This window comes from Neobacillus driksii (genome assembly GCF_013409995.1).
Classification (GTDB): domain Bacteria; phylum Bacillota; class Bacilli; order Bacillales; family Cytobacillaceae; genus Neobacillus; species Neobacillus driksii.
In genome coordinates this window covers 54,817-70,658 of record NZ_JACCBX010000007.1, presented here as the reverse complement: position 1 = coordinate 70,658, position 15,842 = coordinate 54,817, and the positions used below count along the sequence as shown (strand labels likewise).

14 protein-coding genes, 1 pseudogene and 1 other annotated feature are annotated in these 15,842 nt (G+C 38.4%); of the genes and pseudogenes, 2 read left to right on the top strand and 13 right to left on the bottom strand.

All coding sequences use genetic code 11. The features are described from left to right. Nucleotides 1–87 precede the first annotated feature (87 nt). The 5 genes and pseudogenes from hmpA to proS all read right to left on the bottom strand — a co-directional run bounded on the left by hmpA (nt 88) and on the right by proS (nt 4,954). The gene (gene hmpA / locus F4694_RS16440; RefSeq protein ID WP_179599890.1) at nt 88–1,329 is read right to left on the bottom strand and encodes an NO-inducible flavohemoprotein; all 1,242 of its coding nucleotides are present in this window, start codon (nt 1,327–1,329) and stop codon (nt 88–90) included. Nucleotides 1,330–1,808: 479 nt separating this feature from the next. Beyond that, nucleotides 1,809–2,369 carry a GNAT family N-acetyltransferase gene (locus tag F4694_RS16435; protein WP_179599888.1) on the bottom strand — a complete coding sequence of 187 codons (561 nt, stop codon included), beginning with the start codon at nt 2,367–2,369 and terminating at the stop codon, nt 1,809–1,811. 49 nt (nt 2,370–2,418) lie between these two features. Continuing rightward, a pseudogene (locus F4694_RS32240) lies at nt 2,419–2,559 on the bottom strand (VWA domain-containing protein); the annotation flags it as partial. 125 nt (nt 2,560–2,684) lie between these two features. Continuing rightward, nucleotides 2,685–3,245 (bottom strand): GNAT family N-acetyltransferase, encoded by a 561-nt coding sequence (locus F4694_RS16425; RefSeq protein WP_179599883.1) that lies wholly within the window; start codon nt 3,243–3,245, stop codon nt 2,685–2,687. Nucleotides 3,246–3,523: 278 nt separating this feature from the next. Continuing rightward, nucleotides 3,524–4,954: a proline--tRNA ligase gene (proS, locus tag F4694_RS16420; protein WP_179599881.1), complete on the bottom strand. Its 1,431-nt coding sequence runs from the start codon at nt 4,952–4,954 to the stop codon at nt 3,524–3,526. Nucleotides 4,955–5,192: 238 nt separating this feature from the next. Then, nucleotides 5,193–5,411: a binding site (T-box leader), on the bottom strand. 129 nt (nt 5,412–5,540) lie between these two features. Here proS and F4694_RS16415 point away from each other — a divergent pair. Both F4694_RS16415 and F4694_RS16410 read left to right on the top strand, forming a co-directional pair. Next, a complete protein-coding gene (locus tag F4694_RS16415; RefSeq protein ID WP_179599879.1) occupies nt 5,541–5,699 on the top strand; it encodes a hypothetical protein in 159 nt (52 codons plus the stop codon). A 133-nt stretch (nt 5,700–5,832) separates the two neighbouring features. Further along, nucleotides 5,833–6,711 (top strand): cupredoxin domain-containing protein, encoded by an 879-nt coding sequence (locus tag F4694_RS16410; RefSeq protein WP_179599877.1) that lies wholly within the window; start codon nt 5,833–5,835, stop codon nt 6,709–6,711. A gap of 38 nt (nt 6,712–6,749) precedes the next feature. On the opposite strand, the gene F4694_RS16405 is transcribed toward F4694_RS16410, so the two are convergent. From F4694_RS16405 to F4694_RS16370, 8 genes are all read right to left on the bottom strand, one after another. Next, nucleotides 6,750–9,902: an MMPL family transporter gene (locus F4694_RS16405; protein WP_179599875.1), complete on the bottom strand. Its 3,153-nt coding sequence runs from the start codon at nt 9,900–9,902 to the stop codon at nt 6,750–6,752. A gap of 3 nt (nt 9,903–9,905) precedes the next feature. After that, nucleotides 9,906–10,367 (bottom strand): MarR family winged helix-turn-helix transcriptional regulator, encoded by a 462-nt coding sequence (locus F4694_RS16400; protein WP_179599873.1) that lies wholly within the window; start codon nt 10,365–10,367, stop codon nt 9,906–9,908. A gap of 216 nt (nt 10,368–10,583) precedes the next feature. Beyond that, nucleotides 10,584–11,195: an ATP-dependent Clp endopeptidase proteolytic subunit ClpP gene (gene clpP, locus F4694_RS16395; RefSeq protein WP_308806367.1), complete on the bottom strand. Its 612-nt coding sequence runs from the start codon at nt 11,193–11,195 to the stop codon at nt 10,584–10,586. Nucleotides 11,196–11,198: 3 nt separating this feature from the next. Beyond that, nucleotides 11,199–11,915, bottom strand: a complete 717-nt coding sequence (locus F4694_RS16390; protein WP_179599869.1) for an RNA polymerase sigma factor — start codon at nt 11,913–11,915, stop codon at nt 11,199–11,201. Between the two features lie 107 nt (nt 11,916–12,022). After that, a complete protein-coding gene (locus F4694_RS16385) occupies nt 12,023–12,823 on the bottom strand; it encodes a serine hydrolase (RefSeq protein WP_179599867.1) in 801 nt (266 codons plus the stop codon). Between the two features lie 2 nt (nt 12,824–12,825). After that, nucleotides 12,826–13,830, bottom strand: a complete 1,005-nt coding sequence (locus tag F4694_RS16380) for an ABC transporter ATP-binding protein (RefSeq protein ID WP_179599865.1) — start codon at nt 13,828–13,830, stop codon at nt 12,826–12,828. Between the two features lies 1 nt (nt 13,831). Then, nucleotides 13,832–14,743: a C40 family peptidase gene (locus F4694_RS16375; protein ID WP_179599863.1), complete on the bottom strand. Its 912-nt coding sequence runs from the start codon at nt 14,741–14,743 to the stop codon at nt 13,832–13,834. Then, nucleotides 14,736–15,836: a mandelate racemase/muconate lactonizing enzyme family protein gene (locus tag F4694_RS16370; RefSeq protein ID WP_179599861.1), complete on the bottom strand. Its 1,101-nt coding sequence runs from the start codon at nt 15,834–15,836 to the stop codon at nt 14,736–14,738. The genes F4694_RS16375 and F4694_RS16370 overlap by 8 nt, the downstream gene beginning before the upstream one ends. Between the last annotated feature and the right edge of the window lie 6 nt (nt 15,837–15,842).

Here is a 15,842-nt window from a genome sequence, read left to right as displayed (position 1 = left end):
GCTTCATCCTTTCTGGCTATTTCTACCTTTTATTTAATCACAATTACTGGATGAATCAAACTTTCAAGACAGAAAAAAACCGATTTCCTAAACGGAAACCGGTTCTTCCTTCACACTTTCTTCTAAACTGCCTTTTGGTCCAAAGAATTCATAGTGAATTCTCTCTTTTGCAACTCCTAAATTCTTTAAAGAAGTATTGATTGATTTCATAAATGGTACAGGACCACAGAAATAGAAGTCTGCATCTAAAGTAGGAATGTTATTGACAAGCCAGTCTTGAGTCACATATCCTTCAACATCGAAGCCATGGTTCTGACGGTCTTCTTCTGTTGGTGAATCATAAAAGAAAAATGAATTTACATTGTCTAGAGCAGATAGTGAGTCAACTTCCCCTCTTAATGCATGAACATTACCATTAGCTGCTGCGTGAATAAACGTTACGTTTCTTTCCGGCTGAACTTCAACCACTGTTTTTAACATACTTAACATTGGCGTTAATCCAACACCACCACTTAATAACACAACAGGTGTATTTTTTTCAGTATCAAGAACAAAATCTCCTGCTGGAGCACTTACCTTTAGGATTTCTCCCTCGGTAACAGTATTATGAAGATAATTTGAAACCATTCCGTCGGGGTTTGCCGTACCTGCTTCACGTTTTACGCTAATACGGTAATAATCTTTACCGGGTACATCGGATAGACTATATTGACGAATATGTGTAAATTCCTCACCCTGGATTTCAAGTTTAATACTAATATACTGACCTGGAAGGAAATGAGCAATTTCTTTATTGTCCTCAGGCTTTAGGTAGAACGATGTAATTACATCGCTTTCTTTCACTTTCCTGTCGACAATAAAGTTTCGGAAACCATCCCAGCCGCCTTGTTGTGAGGAAGCTTCTTCATACATTTCTGCCTCAACACCGATAAAGGCATCAGCAATAACGTTATATGCCTTTCCCCATGCGTCAATGATTTCATCCGTTGCCGCGTCACCTAGAACATCCTTAATAGCTAATAACAAGTGCTTTCCTACGATCGGATAATGTTCGGCTTTAATTCCAAGACTTCTGTGCTTATGAGCAATTTGTTTCACCACTGGTAGGATCGCTTCAAGATTATCAATATATTGTGCTGCGGCATAAACCGTACCAGCAAGTGCTTTTTGTTGTCTTCCTTGTTTTTGGTTTGCATGGTTAAAGATATTTAATAGTTCTGGATGGTTACCAAACATCATTTGGTAAAAACGTGTTGTAATGGCTTGACCGTGTTTTTCCAAAACGGGAACCGTTGATTTAATGATTTCAATTGTGTTGCGATCTAACAAAACTATCACTCCTTATGTAGTTATCACTGTTTATATAGTGATTATATGAGAAAACACACTTGGAGTAAGTGATGCAAATCACACACTATTAAATTTGGTTAATTAGAACTAGAACTTCATTAACACAGCCACAAAAACTCACTCTCTTTTAGTTAATATGACTTGTCCTAAATCGAGTATCTGGCAAAAGAAAAAATAAACGGAAATTTTCCGGTTAAATGCAAAATGGGGCTTGTTTCGGGGGATATAAGCGGAGGTTTTCCGCTTAATCAAAGCAAAATCCCCTATTTTAGAATTTACCGAGCCAATAAGCGGAATCTCTCCGTCTATTTAAGCTTCTTTTAATACTAATTACGAATTAAGCGGAATTTCTCCGCTTATTTATCAACTCAGATGCTTAACCTGATTCCTCAACCGGTAAGCGCGGACCCTATTGAACCCTAGATACTAGAATGTTGGTACTCTGACTGATTATTTGACTAAATTGTTTTGGAATAAACACATTCATCTACTAGTTCTTTTCCATCGGCCGATATAGCATAGTTTTTTAAAATGCCATCTAATGTGAATCCTAATCTTTCTGGGATAGCCTTACTTCTTACGTTATTAAAGTCACATCGGATTTCAACTCGCTTAGCGTTTAGTTCCTTAAAAGCAAAATTGGTTATTGCCTCGGCTGCTTCGGTCATATACCCGTTGCCTTGATGGCGTGTATCAATCCAATAACCGATTTCAAACCTTGGAATGTCCCATTTAATTCTATGTAAGCCGGAAGATCCGATAAATTCACCTGTATCTTTCTTGTAGAGGTGCAATCGTAGGTCTTCTCGGGTTAGAAACTTAGCATGTGCATCACGCATGTTTGCTTCCATATCTTCAACCGTTTGAGTTTTATGAGCCCAAGACATCCATTGTTTTAATTCATTCAATGAAGCTTGAACTGCGTCATAGACTGCTATGCCATCGCCTGGTAACGGTTTACGGATAAATAATCTTTCTGTCTCGAATTCTTCCGGAAACTCTAGTAAAATCGGATTCATTTTTTCTCCTCCTTAAAAAAATATTTCAACTAACTAATTGTATAGCAAATTAAAGTATACCCTTGGTTTTAGCTTCGGTTAGCCACGCTGGAAATTCATTTAGGAGATTGTTATACAATTCTTCATCTGAAACTTTTTCAATATCTTTAATATGAAAGAAATTAGCGTTGTCTATGAAGCGCACTTCCATAATTATACTATATTGGATAAATATAAGTAATAATTGGTTATGTAGTTTCCTATAATACTTTAATAAAAAACAAAAAAGAGTTTTCAAGAACATAAACTCCCGGAAAACTCTCTAATTTAATAGTATTATTTCGTCTTTGCAAAAACGCAGATATCTCTCGGTTCCTTACTTTCGACAGATATACCTTCATTTTTTAAGATTCCCTCAAGGGTAAAACCTAATTTTTCTGGAATGGCTCGACTTTTGGTATTTCGTGGATCACAACGAATCTCAACACGTTTAGCGTTAAGTTCGGTAAAGGCAAATTTCGTAATGGCTTCAGTCGATTCCGTTATATATCCTCTCCCAGAAAAACGAGTATCAATCCAATAGCCGATCTCAAACTTTGGTATATCCCAATTAATTCTATGAAGACCTGATGAACCAATAAATTCACCAGTTTCCTTATTGAATAGATGTAATCTTAAATCTTCACGGGTTATAAACTTCGCAATACTATCTCTTATATTCGCTTCTACATCTTGTTCTGTTTGATTCATATGAGCAAATGCCATCCACGGCTTTAGTTCATTCAATGACGCTTGTATTGCTTCATATACAAATTTCCCATCACCAGGCAAAGGCTTGCGGATTATTAATCTTTCAGTAGTAAACTCCTCTGGAAATTCTAGTAATAATGGTTTCACGTTATCTCCCCCTTTATTGGTTATCATGAGGACCGTTTTCAGTTTTCAATTTCGACTTTGGGCTTCATGAGTCCTCCATGAAGACCACTTTTTCGATTTCCCTTGAATTTTGGGCCTCATGAACCCTTCATGACAACCACTTTTTTATTTTCCCTTTCACTTTGTGCCTCATGAACCCTTCATGACAACCACTTTTCCGATTTCCCCTACATTTTGGGCTTCACAAAGGTCTCCATTAATAAAGACTCTTCCAAAAAGAAAGAGTCTCCACGAACTTATTAATATGCTTTTGCCCAATAAACCATTTTATCTGCTTCTTTCCCGCAGCATACACAAGTTTCAGAAACCTGTTCTTGTTCAAAAGGAATACATCTTGAAGTGGCTGTTGTTTCTTCTTTGATTTTCTCTTCACAAGAAAGTTCACCGCACCACATTGCTTTAATGAAGCCTGGTTTCGCTTCAAGCTTTTCCTTTAATTCAGGAAGTGTTACTGCTACAGATGTTCTTTCTTCACGGTGATTCAAAGCTTTATTATATAAATTAGATTGAATATCATCGAGTAATTCTACAAGCTCAGTTTCTAATTGATCTAAAGGAACAAATACCTTTTCTAAAGTATCCCTTCTTACCAACACAACCTGTTTGTTTTCAATGTCTTTTGGTCCAACTTCTAAACGAACTGGAATTCCCTTCATTTCGTATTCATTGAATTTCCAGCCTGGCTTTTTATCGCTGGCGTCGATATCCACACGAGCAACACCGGATAATGACTTCTTCAAATCATAAGCGAAATCAAGAACTCCTTCTTTGTGCTGAGCGATTGGCACAATCATCACTTGAGTTGGCGCAGCTTTTGGAGGAATCACAAGACCGCGGTCGTCACCATGAACCATGATTAACGCTCCAATGATTCTTGTTGTAAAGCCCCATGATGTTTGGTGGACATACTGAAGCTTTCCTTCTTTATCGGTATATTGGATATTGAATGCTTTCGCGAAACCTGTTCCAAAGTGGTGAGATGTTCCGGATTGAAGGGCTTTACCATCATGCATTAAGCTTTCGATTGTAAAAGTAGCTTTTGCACCAGCAAATTTTTCTTTTTCTGTTTTTTGACCTTTTACTACTGGAATCGCAAGAATCTCTTCACAAATCGCTGCATATACATTCAGCATTTTGATCGTTTCTTCCATCGCTTCTTCATCAGTCGCATGTGCAGTGTGACCTTCCTGCCATAAAAACTCTAATGTACGTAAGAATGGACGAGTCGTTTTTTCCCAGCGGACTACGTTTGCCCATTGATTATAAAGCTTTGGTAAATCCCTGTATGAATGAATAATATTGCTGTAATGCTCACAGAAAAGTACTTCAGATGTCGGGCGTACAACTAAACGTTCAGCAAGTTCCTCAGAACCGCCGTGTGTAACCCAAGCCACTTCAGGTGCAAAGCCTTCAACATGATCCTTTTCTTTTTGAAGCAAGCTCTCAGGGATAAATAATGGCATGTAGACATTTTCATGTCCTGTTTCTTTGATGCGGCGATCTAATTCATTTTTAATATTATCCCAAAGTGCATACCCATAAGGGCGGATGATCATCGATCCGCGTACACTTGAATAATCAATTAAGTCTGCTTTTGTTACGACATCGGTATACCATTGGGCGAAATCCTCGTCCATACTGGTAACATCTTTTACAAATTCCTTAGCCATGTTGACACCTCATTATTTTTTTAAATATCGCTGTGTTAGACTGGACTGTTGATTTGCGCTCCAGGCACTTCGCTTTCCGCAGGCGGTTCGGGAAGCCTCCTCGACGCTAAAGCGTCTGCGGGGTCTCCCCTGTCCCGTCCTCCTGCAGGAGTCTTCGTGCCTTCCGCGCAAATCAACAGGTGCCAAAATCAATATTACGTTTTAACACAGCCTAAAATATAAAAAGGCCTTGGCCCCAAAAAGGGACCAAGACCTGGCGATACCACCCTAAATTCATAAAGCAAATGCTTTATACTCTCGACATGATAACGGATTTTATCCGCATGTATCTTCAAAAAAGAATCCGATACAGAACTCCGAGGCAGGTTCAAATGTCTGTCTTAAGAAACCTTCCACCAATGGTTTCCTCTCTTTGTAAGACACCTTACATTTTACTAATCCTCATCACAGTTTCAAATAGTATTTTTGAAGAAATTATATATTTCAAATACGCAAATGTCAAATATTATTATGGAAAAATATTCTGATTACATTCCTGCATACTTTATTTCCAGCTTGGATTTCGGTTACAATTAGGAGGAATGAGGTGATATCCTTGAAAAAGGAAGAAACAAATGAGATTGATCAGGAAGAAGAAGAAAAACGATACTTACTAGACCTTATGAAAATGCAAAATGAAGCTTTAAAAAGAATCTATAAAAACACCATAGATAATGAAAAAAATATTAATCCTAAAGGACGTTAATCACGTCTTTTTTTATTTCCGCAAGAGTTTTCATTAAACGTTCATAAACTACACCGAAATGACAATCTTTATTTTAATTATTGCATTTATAATGTACATATATTGTTTATTAATAGTTAGAGGAGATAGTTACATGTATATATTATCGATTTTCACAATAGTTTTGATGGCTTTATTGACTGGATATTCAATTTTCCTGTTACATCGGAAGAAATATAAACTTGCCAAACTTTCAGGTACGATGGTCGTCACCGTCCTGACAATGATGGGTGGCCTTTTATCCGGTTACATCAGTGGAATACTTTCGGGAGAATTATTTTTTCCAGTTGGCTTAGCCGTCTTAATCGGTTTTGTCCTAGGTTTTATAGCAGGTCAGCCTGTTGGGATTTTGGCGATATTAAGCGGATCGGTTTCCGGTATCATAAGTGGAATTATCGGTGCCCTACTAGGTGCAATTCTTCAGTTCGATAACCCAACCATCATGCTTGGGATATTGCTAGGCTTGTATGTTATTATTCTTAGTCTAGTTATTTTATTTATCATCGTTGATACAAATGGTAAGCTTTCACTTGATACGCAAGGGATTTCACCGTTTAATATTTTTTCAGCAGGACTTGTTCTCATTGCATTATTTTTATTTTTATACAGTAGCGATCTTGTTAAAATTCCTGGTGAGGCCGAAGCAGCTCAAAAACAGGAGACAAATAATACTCCAGCAAAAACGGAACTGGATATAACAGTTGAAACTAACCCTAAAATAGACATGATGGTAACGCCCACTGGCTATTCGCCAAATGTAATAAAAGTTAAAAAAGGGGTACCAGTGGAATTAAACATTACAAATCCAGGTGACAATAGCTGTTTTTCCACCTTTATGATGCCGGATTTCAATTTAAATAATGTAAATCTAAAAGCTGGTACAACAAAATTAACCTTTACCCCTAACAAAGAAGGGGAATATACCTTTACGTGTGGGATGAATATGTATAAAGGAACTGTCATTGTTGAGTAGAAAGAAAGCACGCTGAGATTCTTCAGCGTGCTCTTTTGTTACATATGTGTGGAATGATCATGAACAACAGTATCGGTATTCTTTTTAAACGGCCAATAGTTTGCCTCGCCAAAGGTTTTAACCATGACTGGAACAAACAATGGTAAAATCACTAAAGCATAGAGTGATAGTCCGATTAATAGAATGGCCGCAATTTGAAGTAATGATAAAACACCAGCCGGCATCATTGCCGCGAAGGTACCGCCCAAAATGACTGCCGCTGAGATAATAACCGTTCCCATTTTCTTCATTGAAATGAGAATTGCTTGTTCTACTGGCAGATGTTTAAACTCATTAAATCGGTCCATTAAGAAAATACTGTAGTCAATTCCTAGTGCGATTAAAATTACAAATGCAAAGAACGGAACGGCCCAGCTAATACCTGAATAGCCTAAAATATTTACAAATAATACTTCAGCAAGTGCCATAGAAGTAAAATACGTTAAGATTAATGAGCCAATCAAGTATAAAGGCATAATGATCGAACGGAATAGGATGATTAGAATGATGGTAATCCCAATTAGCATAAGTACTACTGTTCGAGAATAGTCAGCCTGTGAAATATTATCGAGGTCATGGTGCATACTTGATACACCGCCTACCGCTATTTCTGCATTTTCAAGCTTCGTATCCTTTACAACCCGTTCCACTGTTTGCTTAATTTCAGGAACTGTATTAAGAGCTGCATTAGAGTAAGGGTTCTTGTTAAAGACTACATCAATTGTCATAACTTTCCGGTCCTTTGACATATAGGTGTCTAATACCTGCTTAAAGTCTTTGCCATCGAGTACTTCTTGTGGAATAAAGAAACCATTTTGCTCTTGTTCCGACACCCCAGCTAGATACTCCTGTGCAGACTCCAACCCATCCGAGACCTGATTTAAGCCATCTGCGCTTTCTGTTAACCCATCTGAAAGCTGAGTAATTTGACCGCTCATATCCTTAAAGCCTGTTAAAATCTGTTGCTGGCCGCTATTCAATCCATTCAGGCCATTTGAAAATTGAGGCAGGCTGTCAACTATTTGTCCTTGGCCATTTCCCATGGTGTAAAGTCCAGATTCAATCTCTGTCAGACCTTTTATGAGATCTTCCATTCCTTTTACAAGTGCTTCCTGACCTGCAATGGCTTCTGAGAATTTACCATTCGCAAAGCTAATTCCTTCCTGAGCACCTTTTAATCCCGCGTTCAATTGATTTAAGCTTCCTGCTAATTCTGCTGTTGCCACTTGAGATCCCTGAATGGTCATTTTAATGGCTTTATAATTATCATTTTCCTCAATACCACTATATTGATTTTCTAAATTAGTAAAATATTGATTCGCTGCCATTAGGGACGTATTTAAATCACTTACGCCCTTCGCAGCCTTTTCATAGTTTCCTTCGAGTGTAGTTAATCCCTCTGCTGCCTGCTTATATCCCTCTTGCAGCTGTTTACTGCCCGCCAAAACTTCGGCAGATTTTGTCTTGATCACCGCTAGACCTTCTTTTACCTGAGTGGTTCCAGCAGCACCTTTATTTAATCCATCTTCTATTTTTGCAAGGTTTTCCTGAATGGTTCCCATGCCTGTTTGCAGCTGGGTTGTGCCGGAAATCAATTGATTGATTCCATCAGCAGCCTCTTCCATTTTCGGCTGGTTGGCTGCGAGCTGACTGCCTGCATCGGCAAGACCGCTGCTAATCTGTTCAAGTCCTTCATTCCCTTGACCCAAACCGTCCTCCAGGCTTTTTACTTGCTCCGAAATATATAAATCATCAATCGTTTCACCAGTAGGTCGTGTTACCGAACGGACTGTGTCAACTCCACTGATTTTATTGAGCTCTTGGCTGATCTTTTCCGTCAGAGCAATGTATTCAGACGAATTCAGCTCGTCATCATTTTTAATGACAATTTGTGTCGGCATGGATTCACCAGGACCGAATCCATCAGAAATAATATTAAATCCCTGTATAGAATTGAACTCATCACCAATTTCTTCTAATGAGTTAAACGACAAATCTCCATCATATGTGAATAACGCCGGAACTGAAATGGCCGCTACAATGAGGAGCGCAATTAAAGGACGTGCTAAAGCAAAGCTACCAACAAAGCCCCAAAATTTACTTTCACCATGTTCAAGCTTACCCTTAGATGGCCAGAATAATTTCTTACCTAACACAGCCATAAAAAACGGAACAATGGTAAACAGAGCTACTAGCAATAATGCAACACCGATTGCTACAGCAGCTGCTGACTGATAAAGTACAAAGGTTGAAAAACCAATCGATGCAAAACCAATCATCACGGCTAAACCACTAAAGAATACCGTTTTTCCGGCATTACGATACGTAATAACAATTGCTTCTACAACACTATCATTCTTAGACATTTCTTCTTTAAAACGACTAAGCAGCAAAATACAATAATCAGTCCCAATACCAAACAATACAGCTACCAAGAATATCTGCGTAAAGGTGGATAATGGGAAATCCACTTTATCTACTAAAATAGCAACGATCGATTGAGCGGCTAAATAGCTGAATCCGACGGTTACTAAAGGTATAATTGGAGCAATTGCTGATCTGAACACAAGCAATAGCACAATTAAAATAAATACAACGGTAATTCCTTCGGTCTTCTTTAGACCTTCTTGCGAATTTGTTACAAGATCCTCAGATATTAACCAGTTGCCTGTATAATAATGGTCTAATTCCACATTTTCCAGAGCATTATATAGCGCTTTTGTAATTTCCTTTGCTTCACGGTCATTTGCTGTTACGTTCAATGAAACAAGGATCGTTTTTCCGTCCGCTGATACAAGCTGTTCCTTCAATTCTTCTTGATTGAAATGAGTTAGAATCGAAGTTATCCCTAATTTACTCTTGTTTTTTTCTAGCTGTTGAATCGCTTTTTCTGCCTTTGAAAAGTCTTCTTCTGTTAACTTTTTATCACTATGGAATACTAATGCTGTTTGTAATTCATTCCCGCTATTTTCATTAGACTGAACGTCGTTTAAAATCTCCTCCGCTAATGTAGAAGAATAGCCTTCGGGAACGCTAATTTGCCCTTTATCACGGACAAGTTGTTCCATATTTGGCGCAGACATAAAAAGAACAGCAATGACTGCGATCCAAGACAAAAGGACAAACCATTTTCCTTTTATTATAGCTCTCACGCTCTACTCCCCCACTTCTTCCTTTTTCATGTTGGTTAATATTAGGGCCAATTTTTCAAACGTATTAATAAAATTGGTGATCTCGGCCTCATCAAATTGGGTGATAAAAGACTCCACTAAAAGGTGCACCTTTTCTTGCGTTTTTTGGATCAGCTCTTTTCCTTTTTCACTTAAGGTAAGATAAACAACTCTTCGATCGTTTTCATCACGGGTTCTTTCAATTAGACCTCTGTCCGCTAATCGATTGATGATTGCGGTAATTGCACTTTTATTGACCTCAAAGGCCTCTGCCAGTTCCGATGACGTGCACTCTTCAGACTTCTGTATGTATCCGATAATGTAGTGCTGATCAATCGTTAGATCTTCTTCTATCTGGCTTTTGATTAAAGCCTCTGCTTTCTTATTGACCTCAAAAGAAACGGACACATAGCGGTCGATTAATTCCTGAATCACTTTTTTATCCATCGCCCATTTCTCACCTCGCTTCTATTTATTAAAATAATAGTTAAACTGTTAAACTATTCACCTATTTAACTATATGACACGTTACAAAAGGTGTCAATAAAAAAAAGGCCAGCAATGTTTTTTGTAAGAATATCCTTTTTGAGGTACTCAAAAGGGATATTCTTACAATTTCCGCTAACCTTTACTTGTTATTTTGCGTTTTATTTTCTTACTTATTCATACTTTTGGATAAAGTATCTCATCGATAATTCCATATTCCTTAGCTTCTTCTGCACTCATAAAATAGTCGCGATCGGTATCTTTGGCGACTTTTTCAACAGTTTGCCCTGTTCGTTCAGCAATAATTTGATTTATGTGTTCTCTTAATTTAAGGATGCGCCTTGCAGAGATTTCTATTTCTGTTGCCTGCCCCCTGACGCCTCCAAGTGGCTGATGGATCATGATTTCACTATTTGGGAGCGCATACCGTTTCCCTTTTGTTCCTGCAAGCAGCAGCATCGCCCCAAATGAGGCAGCCATCCCAGTACAGATCGTCCGGACATCAGGCTTAATGTATTGCATTGTATCAAAGATGGCAAACCCTGCTGAGGTCGAACCTCCGGGACTATTTATATAGAGAGAGATTTCTTTATCAGGGGCGTCTGCTGCTAAAAATAATAATTGCGCTACCACACTATTCGCCACATGATCATTAATTTCATCACCGATTATGATAATGCGATCTTTTAACAGTCTTGAATAGATATCGTAGGAACGTTCACCACGATTGGATTGTTCTATAACATAAGGAATGGTACTCATTGATTTTTCCTCCTTGAAAGCAGATATTGGCTACGCAGCCATACAGAGAGTGCTTGAAGGAGTGTTAAATGGACGTATTTTCCTTGTAACCATTTGTGGAGTGTCATCGACACTTTTTATAAGTGGTATCGATTGAATTAGGATTGAGGGATCTTGAATCTTTAGGGCTTGATAAAAAAGGTCTGCTACTAATTCTCGTTCTTCTTCGTCCCAGTATAATTCCATAGGAAAGGTCTTCTCATCTTCACTTATTTTCTCAAGTCTTTTCTTTGCGCGATATAAATTCGACTTTACGGCTTCTTCTGTCGTCCTAAGAATTGCCGCTATTTCTTTTGATTGATATTGAAAGGCCTCTTTCAACATAAAGATGATTGCTTGCTTTGGTGTAAAATGCTTTATTAGCAATTCTACAGAATACATTAAATCAATAGCTTGATTTTCTTCCTTCAGATTTCCTATTTCATCAGCTAATTCGATGGTCTCCTTTTTCCTTTTTCGAACCTGATCAATCCAATGATGATAAGCAATTTTATTTAATAAGGCTGAGGTAAATGATTGCTGATTCGTATAATATTTCATTGTTTTCAGATAAACCTCTTGTGCAATATCATCAGCATCCCATTTATTTTGGGTAAGAAAGTGACAATATTGATGAAGTTTTGGATAATACTCCCGCCATAAAGCCTCCTCAGTCCTAGTTTCCTCCTGTAAGACTTCTGTGTTGTGCAAGCTCAGCTTGTTAGTCATTTGGTTCACTCCTTTAACACTCTCTACCTACTAAACGTTTCAAGGATGATAAAAAGATACGGGGTAAAAATTTATTTTTATTATCATATACAAAAACTGACTAAGGATTACCCCAAGTCAGTCTGAGTTCTAATGAAAAAGTCAGAAATATGTTTCCCTATTTTCCTGATGGTTTGTTTTGCATTTTCTTGGTCATTAAGACGGTCGGTTAAAACAGCAATATAACCTTTTCTTCCCTGACATTCGAATATTGCACAATCGTGTTCAACATTTGATAATTCCCCGGTTTTGTTAAAAACGGTGATCTGATTTTCGTCAACAAGTGCCGGGAGCTTATCTCTAATTTGCTGATGATTCAACATTTCCTTGGCGATATTTTGGCCATCGATTTCAAATAACTCATTAAAATCATTCACTAATTTGAGGCAATGAACGATTTCTTCCGGAGTTGTCTGGTTGTCCTTCCCTTGCTTCATTGCGGCAAAGTCCATCATCTTCCTATTAAGCTTCGTATGTTTAAGACCTAATTCTTGAAATTTGGTGTTAATCCTCTCAATTCCCAATAAATCAATTAGAATATTGGTAGCAGTATTATCTGATACGATGATCATCAAGGTCATTAAATCTTTAACGGATAGTGTCAATCCATTTGACAGCGCTTGTAAAACCCCAGACCCTCCTACTATATTTTCGTTTGAGATCGTTACCGGATGCTGGATATTAATTTCATCTTTATTATGTGCAAGCAGGACGGATAGTAAAATGGGAATCTTAATTAGGCTTGCGGATTGAAAGACTTCCTGGCTATTTAGGTAGCAAGGTTTGGTGTCTTCCAATTCTATCGCTAATCCGACGCGTCCATGAAAACCGTACAGTTCTTCTTGAATCTTCTCTTTTAATATCTCCATATCTACCTAGTAACCGCAACCTGTGAATAATCATGGTCTCCTGTTTTGTTTTTATCATATAAATGACACGCGATGAAATGACCATTCTCCACTTCCTGCCAGCTCGGTTTTTCAGAGGAGCAAACTTCCATCGCAACCGGGCAGCGAGTTCTGAATACGCAGCCGCTTGGTGGATTTATTGGGCTTGGCAACTCTCCTTTTAAAATAATCCGTTCACGCTGATCCTCAATGTCTGGATCTGGAATGGGTATCGCAGATAGCAGCGCCTGGGTGTATGGATGCAGCGGTTTTTTATATAACTCACTGCTTTCTGTTAATTCAACTAATTGCCCTAAATACATAACCCCAATTCGGTCACTAATTTGTTTCACCATCGAGAGGTCATGTGCGATAAATAAGTATGTTAACCCTTTTTCTTTCTGAAGTCGTTTTAACAGATTTACCACTTGAGCCTGGACCGACACATCAAGAGCAGAAATGGGTTCGTCGGCGATAATAAACTCCGGATCTAATGCTAGCGCGCGGGCGATGCCAATCCTTTGACGCTGCCCGCCGCTGAATTCATGCGGATAGCGATTGGCATGACTTCTATTTAACCCAACATCCTCTAATAATTGATAGACCCGATTAAGCCGCTCTTGTTTATTTGCGTACAAGCCATGGACTTCCATGGGCTCGGATATTATTTCAGCTACTGTGGATCTTGGATTTAATGAAGCATATGGATCTTGAAAGATCATTTGCATTTGCCGGTGAAATGTATGTCTTTCCTTGGAATTTAATGTATGAATGTTTTTACCATTAAAAATAACTTCTCCATCGGTTTGGTCATAGAGCCCGATTATCGTTCTTCCAGCTGTAGATTTCCCACAACCTGATTCACCGACAATCCCAAAGGTCTCCCCTTTGTTAATATGGAAGGAAACACCGTCCACCGCTTTTAAGATTTCATTTTTACCTAAATGAAAATGTTTCTTTAAATTGTTTACTTGTAATAATTTCCCCATTCTATGCCTCCGACTCAACCCAATATCGCCTTGCTGCACAAAGTTCTCGTTCATAGATTGTTCCTGCTAATGGAATAATTTCAACGGTTTTTCCTGTATTGGGAGAATGGAGTAATTTTCCGTCACCATAACAAATTCCAACATGATGAATTCTGCCCTTTCCTTCTTCGTAGGCAAAAAAGAGCAAATCACCTGGTTTTATATCCTCTAGACTGATCTCAACCCCTTCATTTGCCTGGTCATGTGCATCGCGGGGAATAATATACCCATTAGCTTTACACATGGAATAGCTGAAACCTGAGCAGTCATATCCGTAACTGCTCATTCCACCCCATAAATAGGGAAGATTAAGAAATATTTCTCCGTCAGCAACAATATCGTTTCCATTTCCCTTATAGCGATTTGCTAGAGATTCAAAAATCGTAACATCGTCTGATTTCAGCAAACCTGTTCCATTAGGAGTTTTTACTAGTACCTTCCCTTCACCTTCTTTAATTAGAGGCAGGATGGTTTGATAAGAGAGTTCTATGTTTGAATCAATTAACAATGTTTTAGGTTTTTTGACAACAACAACTTGACCTTCTTTACTATTCCAGTCTAATGGACATTCTGCCAGTTGAGATGACGGAACCCAGCCAGGGTAGCCGTTTTTATTTTTTGATGTCGGTTGGTCCGGGATGATTACATGAACCCAATTATCTTTCTCTTCGATTACAATGACTTCTTCACCATATAGAAGCTGAGTTTGCACAAGATTTTGTTCACACAATCCAAGTCGTGTTTCAAACGTTAACCCTTCTAACCATGTATTGATATCCACCGGGTTGCTTATTGCTGCAACATCCAAATCTCTTGCAGAGTTATAGGACGTCCAGACTGTAGCTACCGGGACGTTTACAAGTCGTTTATCCAACCGTAACCCCTCCTTCTATTGTTACATTCTTAATTCCGAGGCCAGGACAATCTGGAAATGTAATGAATCTATTATTATATTGAATACCTCCAGCAACAATATCCCTCGCCAGCATAAGTGGTGCATCAAAGTCGAATCGAGTAATATTTGCTTTGCTTGCCGCAAAATGAGCCGCAGCCGTTATCCCCAGTCGTGTTTCTATCATGCTTCCAACCATGCACTCTACTCCGCACGTTTCAGCGAGCTGATTAATAATTTGAGCTTGATAGATTCCGCCCGCTTTCATCAGCTTAATATTAATTAAATCAGCGCTTCTGGTCTTTAAAACTTGGAATGCCTGCTTAGGTGTGAAAACACTTTCATCAGCCATAATAAGGGTTTCAACAGAATCTGTAACCTGTTTAAGGCCCTCTAGATCATCTGCTTTCACTGGCTGTTCCACTAATTCGATTCGTAAATCACTATCCTCCATTTTACGAATGGTTTTAATCGCATCTTTTGCGGTCCAGCCTTGATTGGCATCCAATCTGATTTTTATAGTATTGCCTACTCTTTTTCTTATCTCTTTAATTCGCTCTAAGTCCTTGGAGATATCATCTTTCCCTACCTTAACCTTTAAGACATTGAAGCCTTTCTGTATATAAGATACCGCATCGTCACCCATTTCCTCAGGACTATTCACACTAACGGTAAAATCCGTCTCGAGCTCTTTTTTATAACCGCCAAGGAACTGGTAAAGCGGAAGTCCGCAAAATTGGGATAAACAATCATATAAGGCCATATCAATTGCGGCTTTTGCACTTGTATTTCCTATCAAACTCGTTTTTAACCCTTGAAAAATTAATTCATAGTTTAGAAGACTTTTGTTTATTAAAAAAGGTTTAATGACGTGGAGAATCGCTGATTCAATGCCCAACAAACTATCACCGGTAATAACAACAGTTGGAGGTGCTTCTCCCAAGCCAGTAATTCCATTGTCACACGTTACTTTCACAAAAATAGCTTCTGCTGTTGTTACGGTTCTTAATGCCGTTTTAAAAGGTTTGATGAGCGGAACTGCTGCACGAAATGTTTCAATGTCCTTAATTATCAAGTTTCT

What these genes read in the sequence shown, in the direction of transcription:
- F4694_RS16400 (WP_179599873.1), bottom strand. Translation starts at nt 10,367, where the DNA reads ATGGATAAAAAAGTGATTCAGGAATTAATCGACCGCTATGTGTCCGTT.
- F4694_RS16435 (WP_179599888.1), bottom strand. Translation starts at nt 2,369, where the DNA reads ATGAATCCGATTTTACTAGAGTTTCCGGAAGAATTCGAGACAGAAAGA.
- F4694_RS16390 (WP_179599869.1), bottom strand. Translation starts at nt 11,915, where the DNA reads ATGACTAACAAGCTGAGCTTGCACAACACAGAAGTCTTACAGGAGGAA.
- F4694_RS16380 (WP_179599865.1), bottom strand. Translation starts at nt 13,830, where the DNA reads ATGGGGAAATTATTACAAGTAAACAATTTAAAGAAACATTTTCATTTA.
- proS (WP_179599881.1), bottom strand. Translation starts at nt 4,954, where the DNA reads ATGGCTAAGGAATTTGTAAAAGATGTTACCAGTATGGACGAGGATTTC.
- F4694_RS16385 (WP_179599867.1), bottom strand. Translation starts at nt 12,823, where the DNA reads ATGGAGATATTAAAAGAGAAGATTCAAGAAGAACTGTACGGTTTTCAT.
- F4694_RS16410 (WP_179599877.1), top strand. Translation starts at nt 5,833, where the DNA reads ATGTATATATTATCGATTTTCACAATAGTTTTGATGGCTTTATTGACT.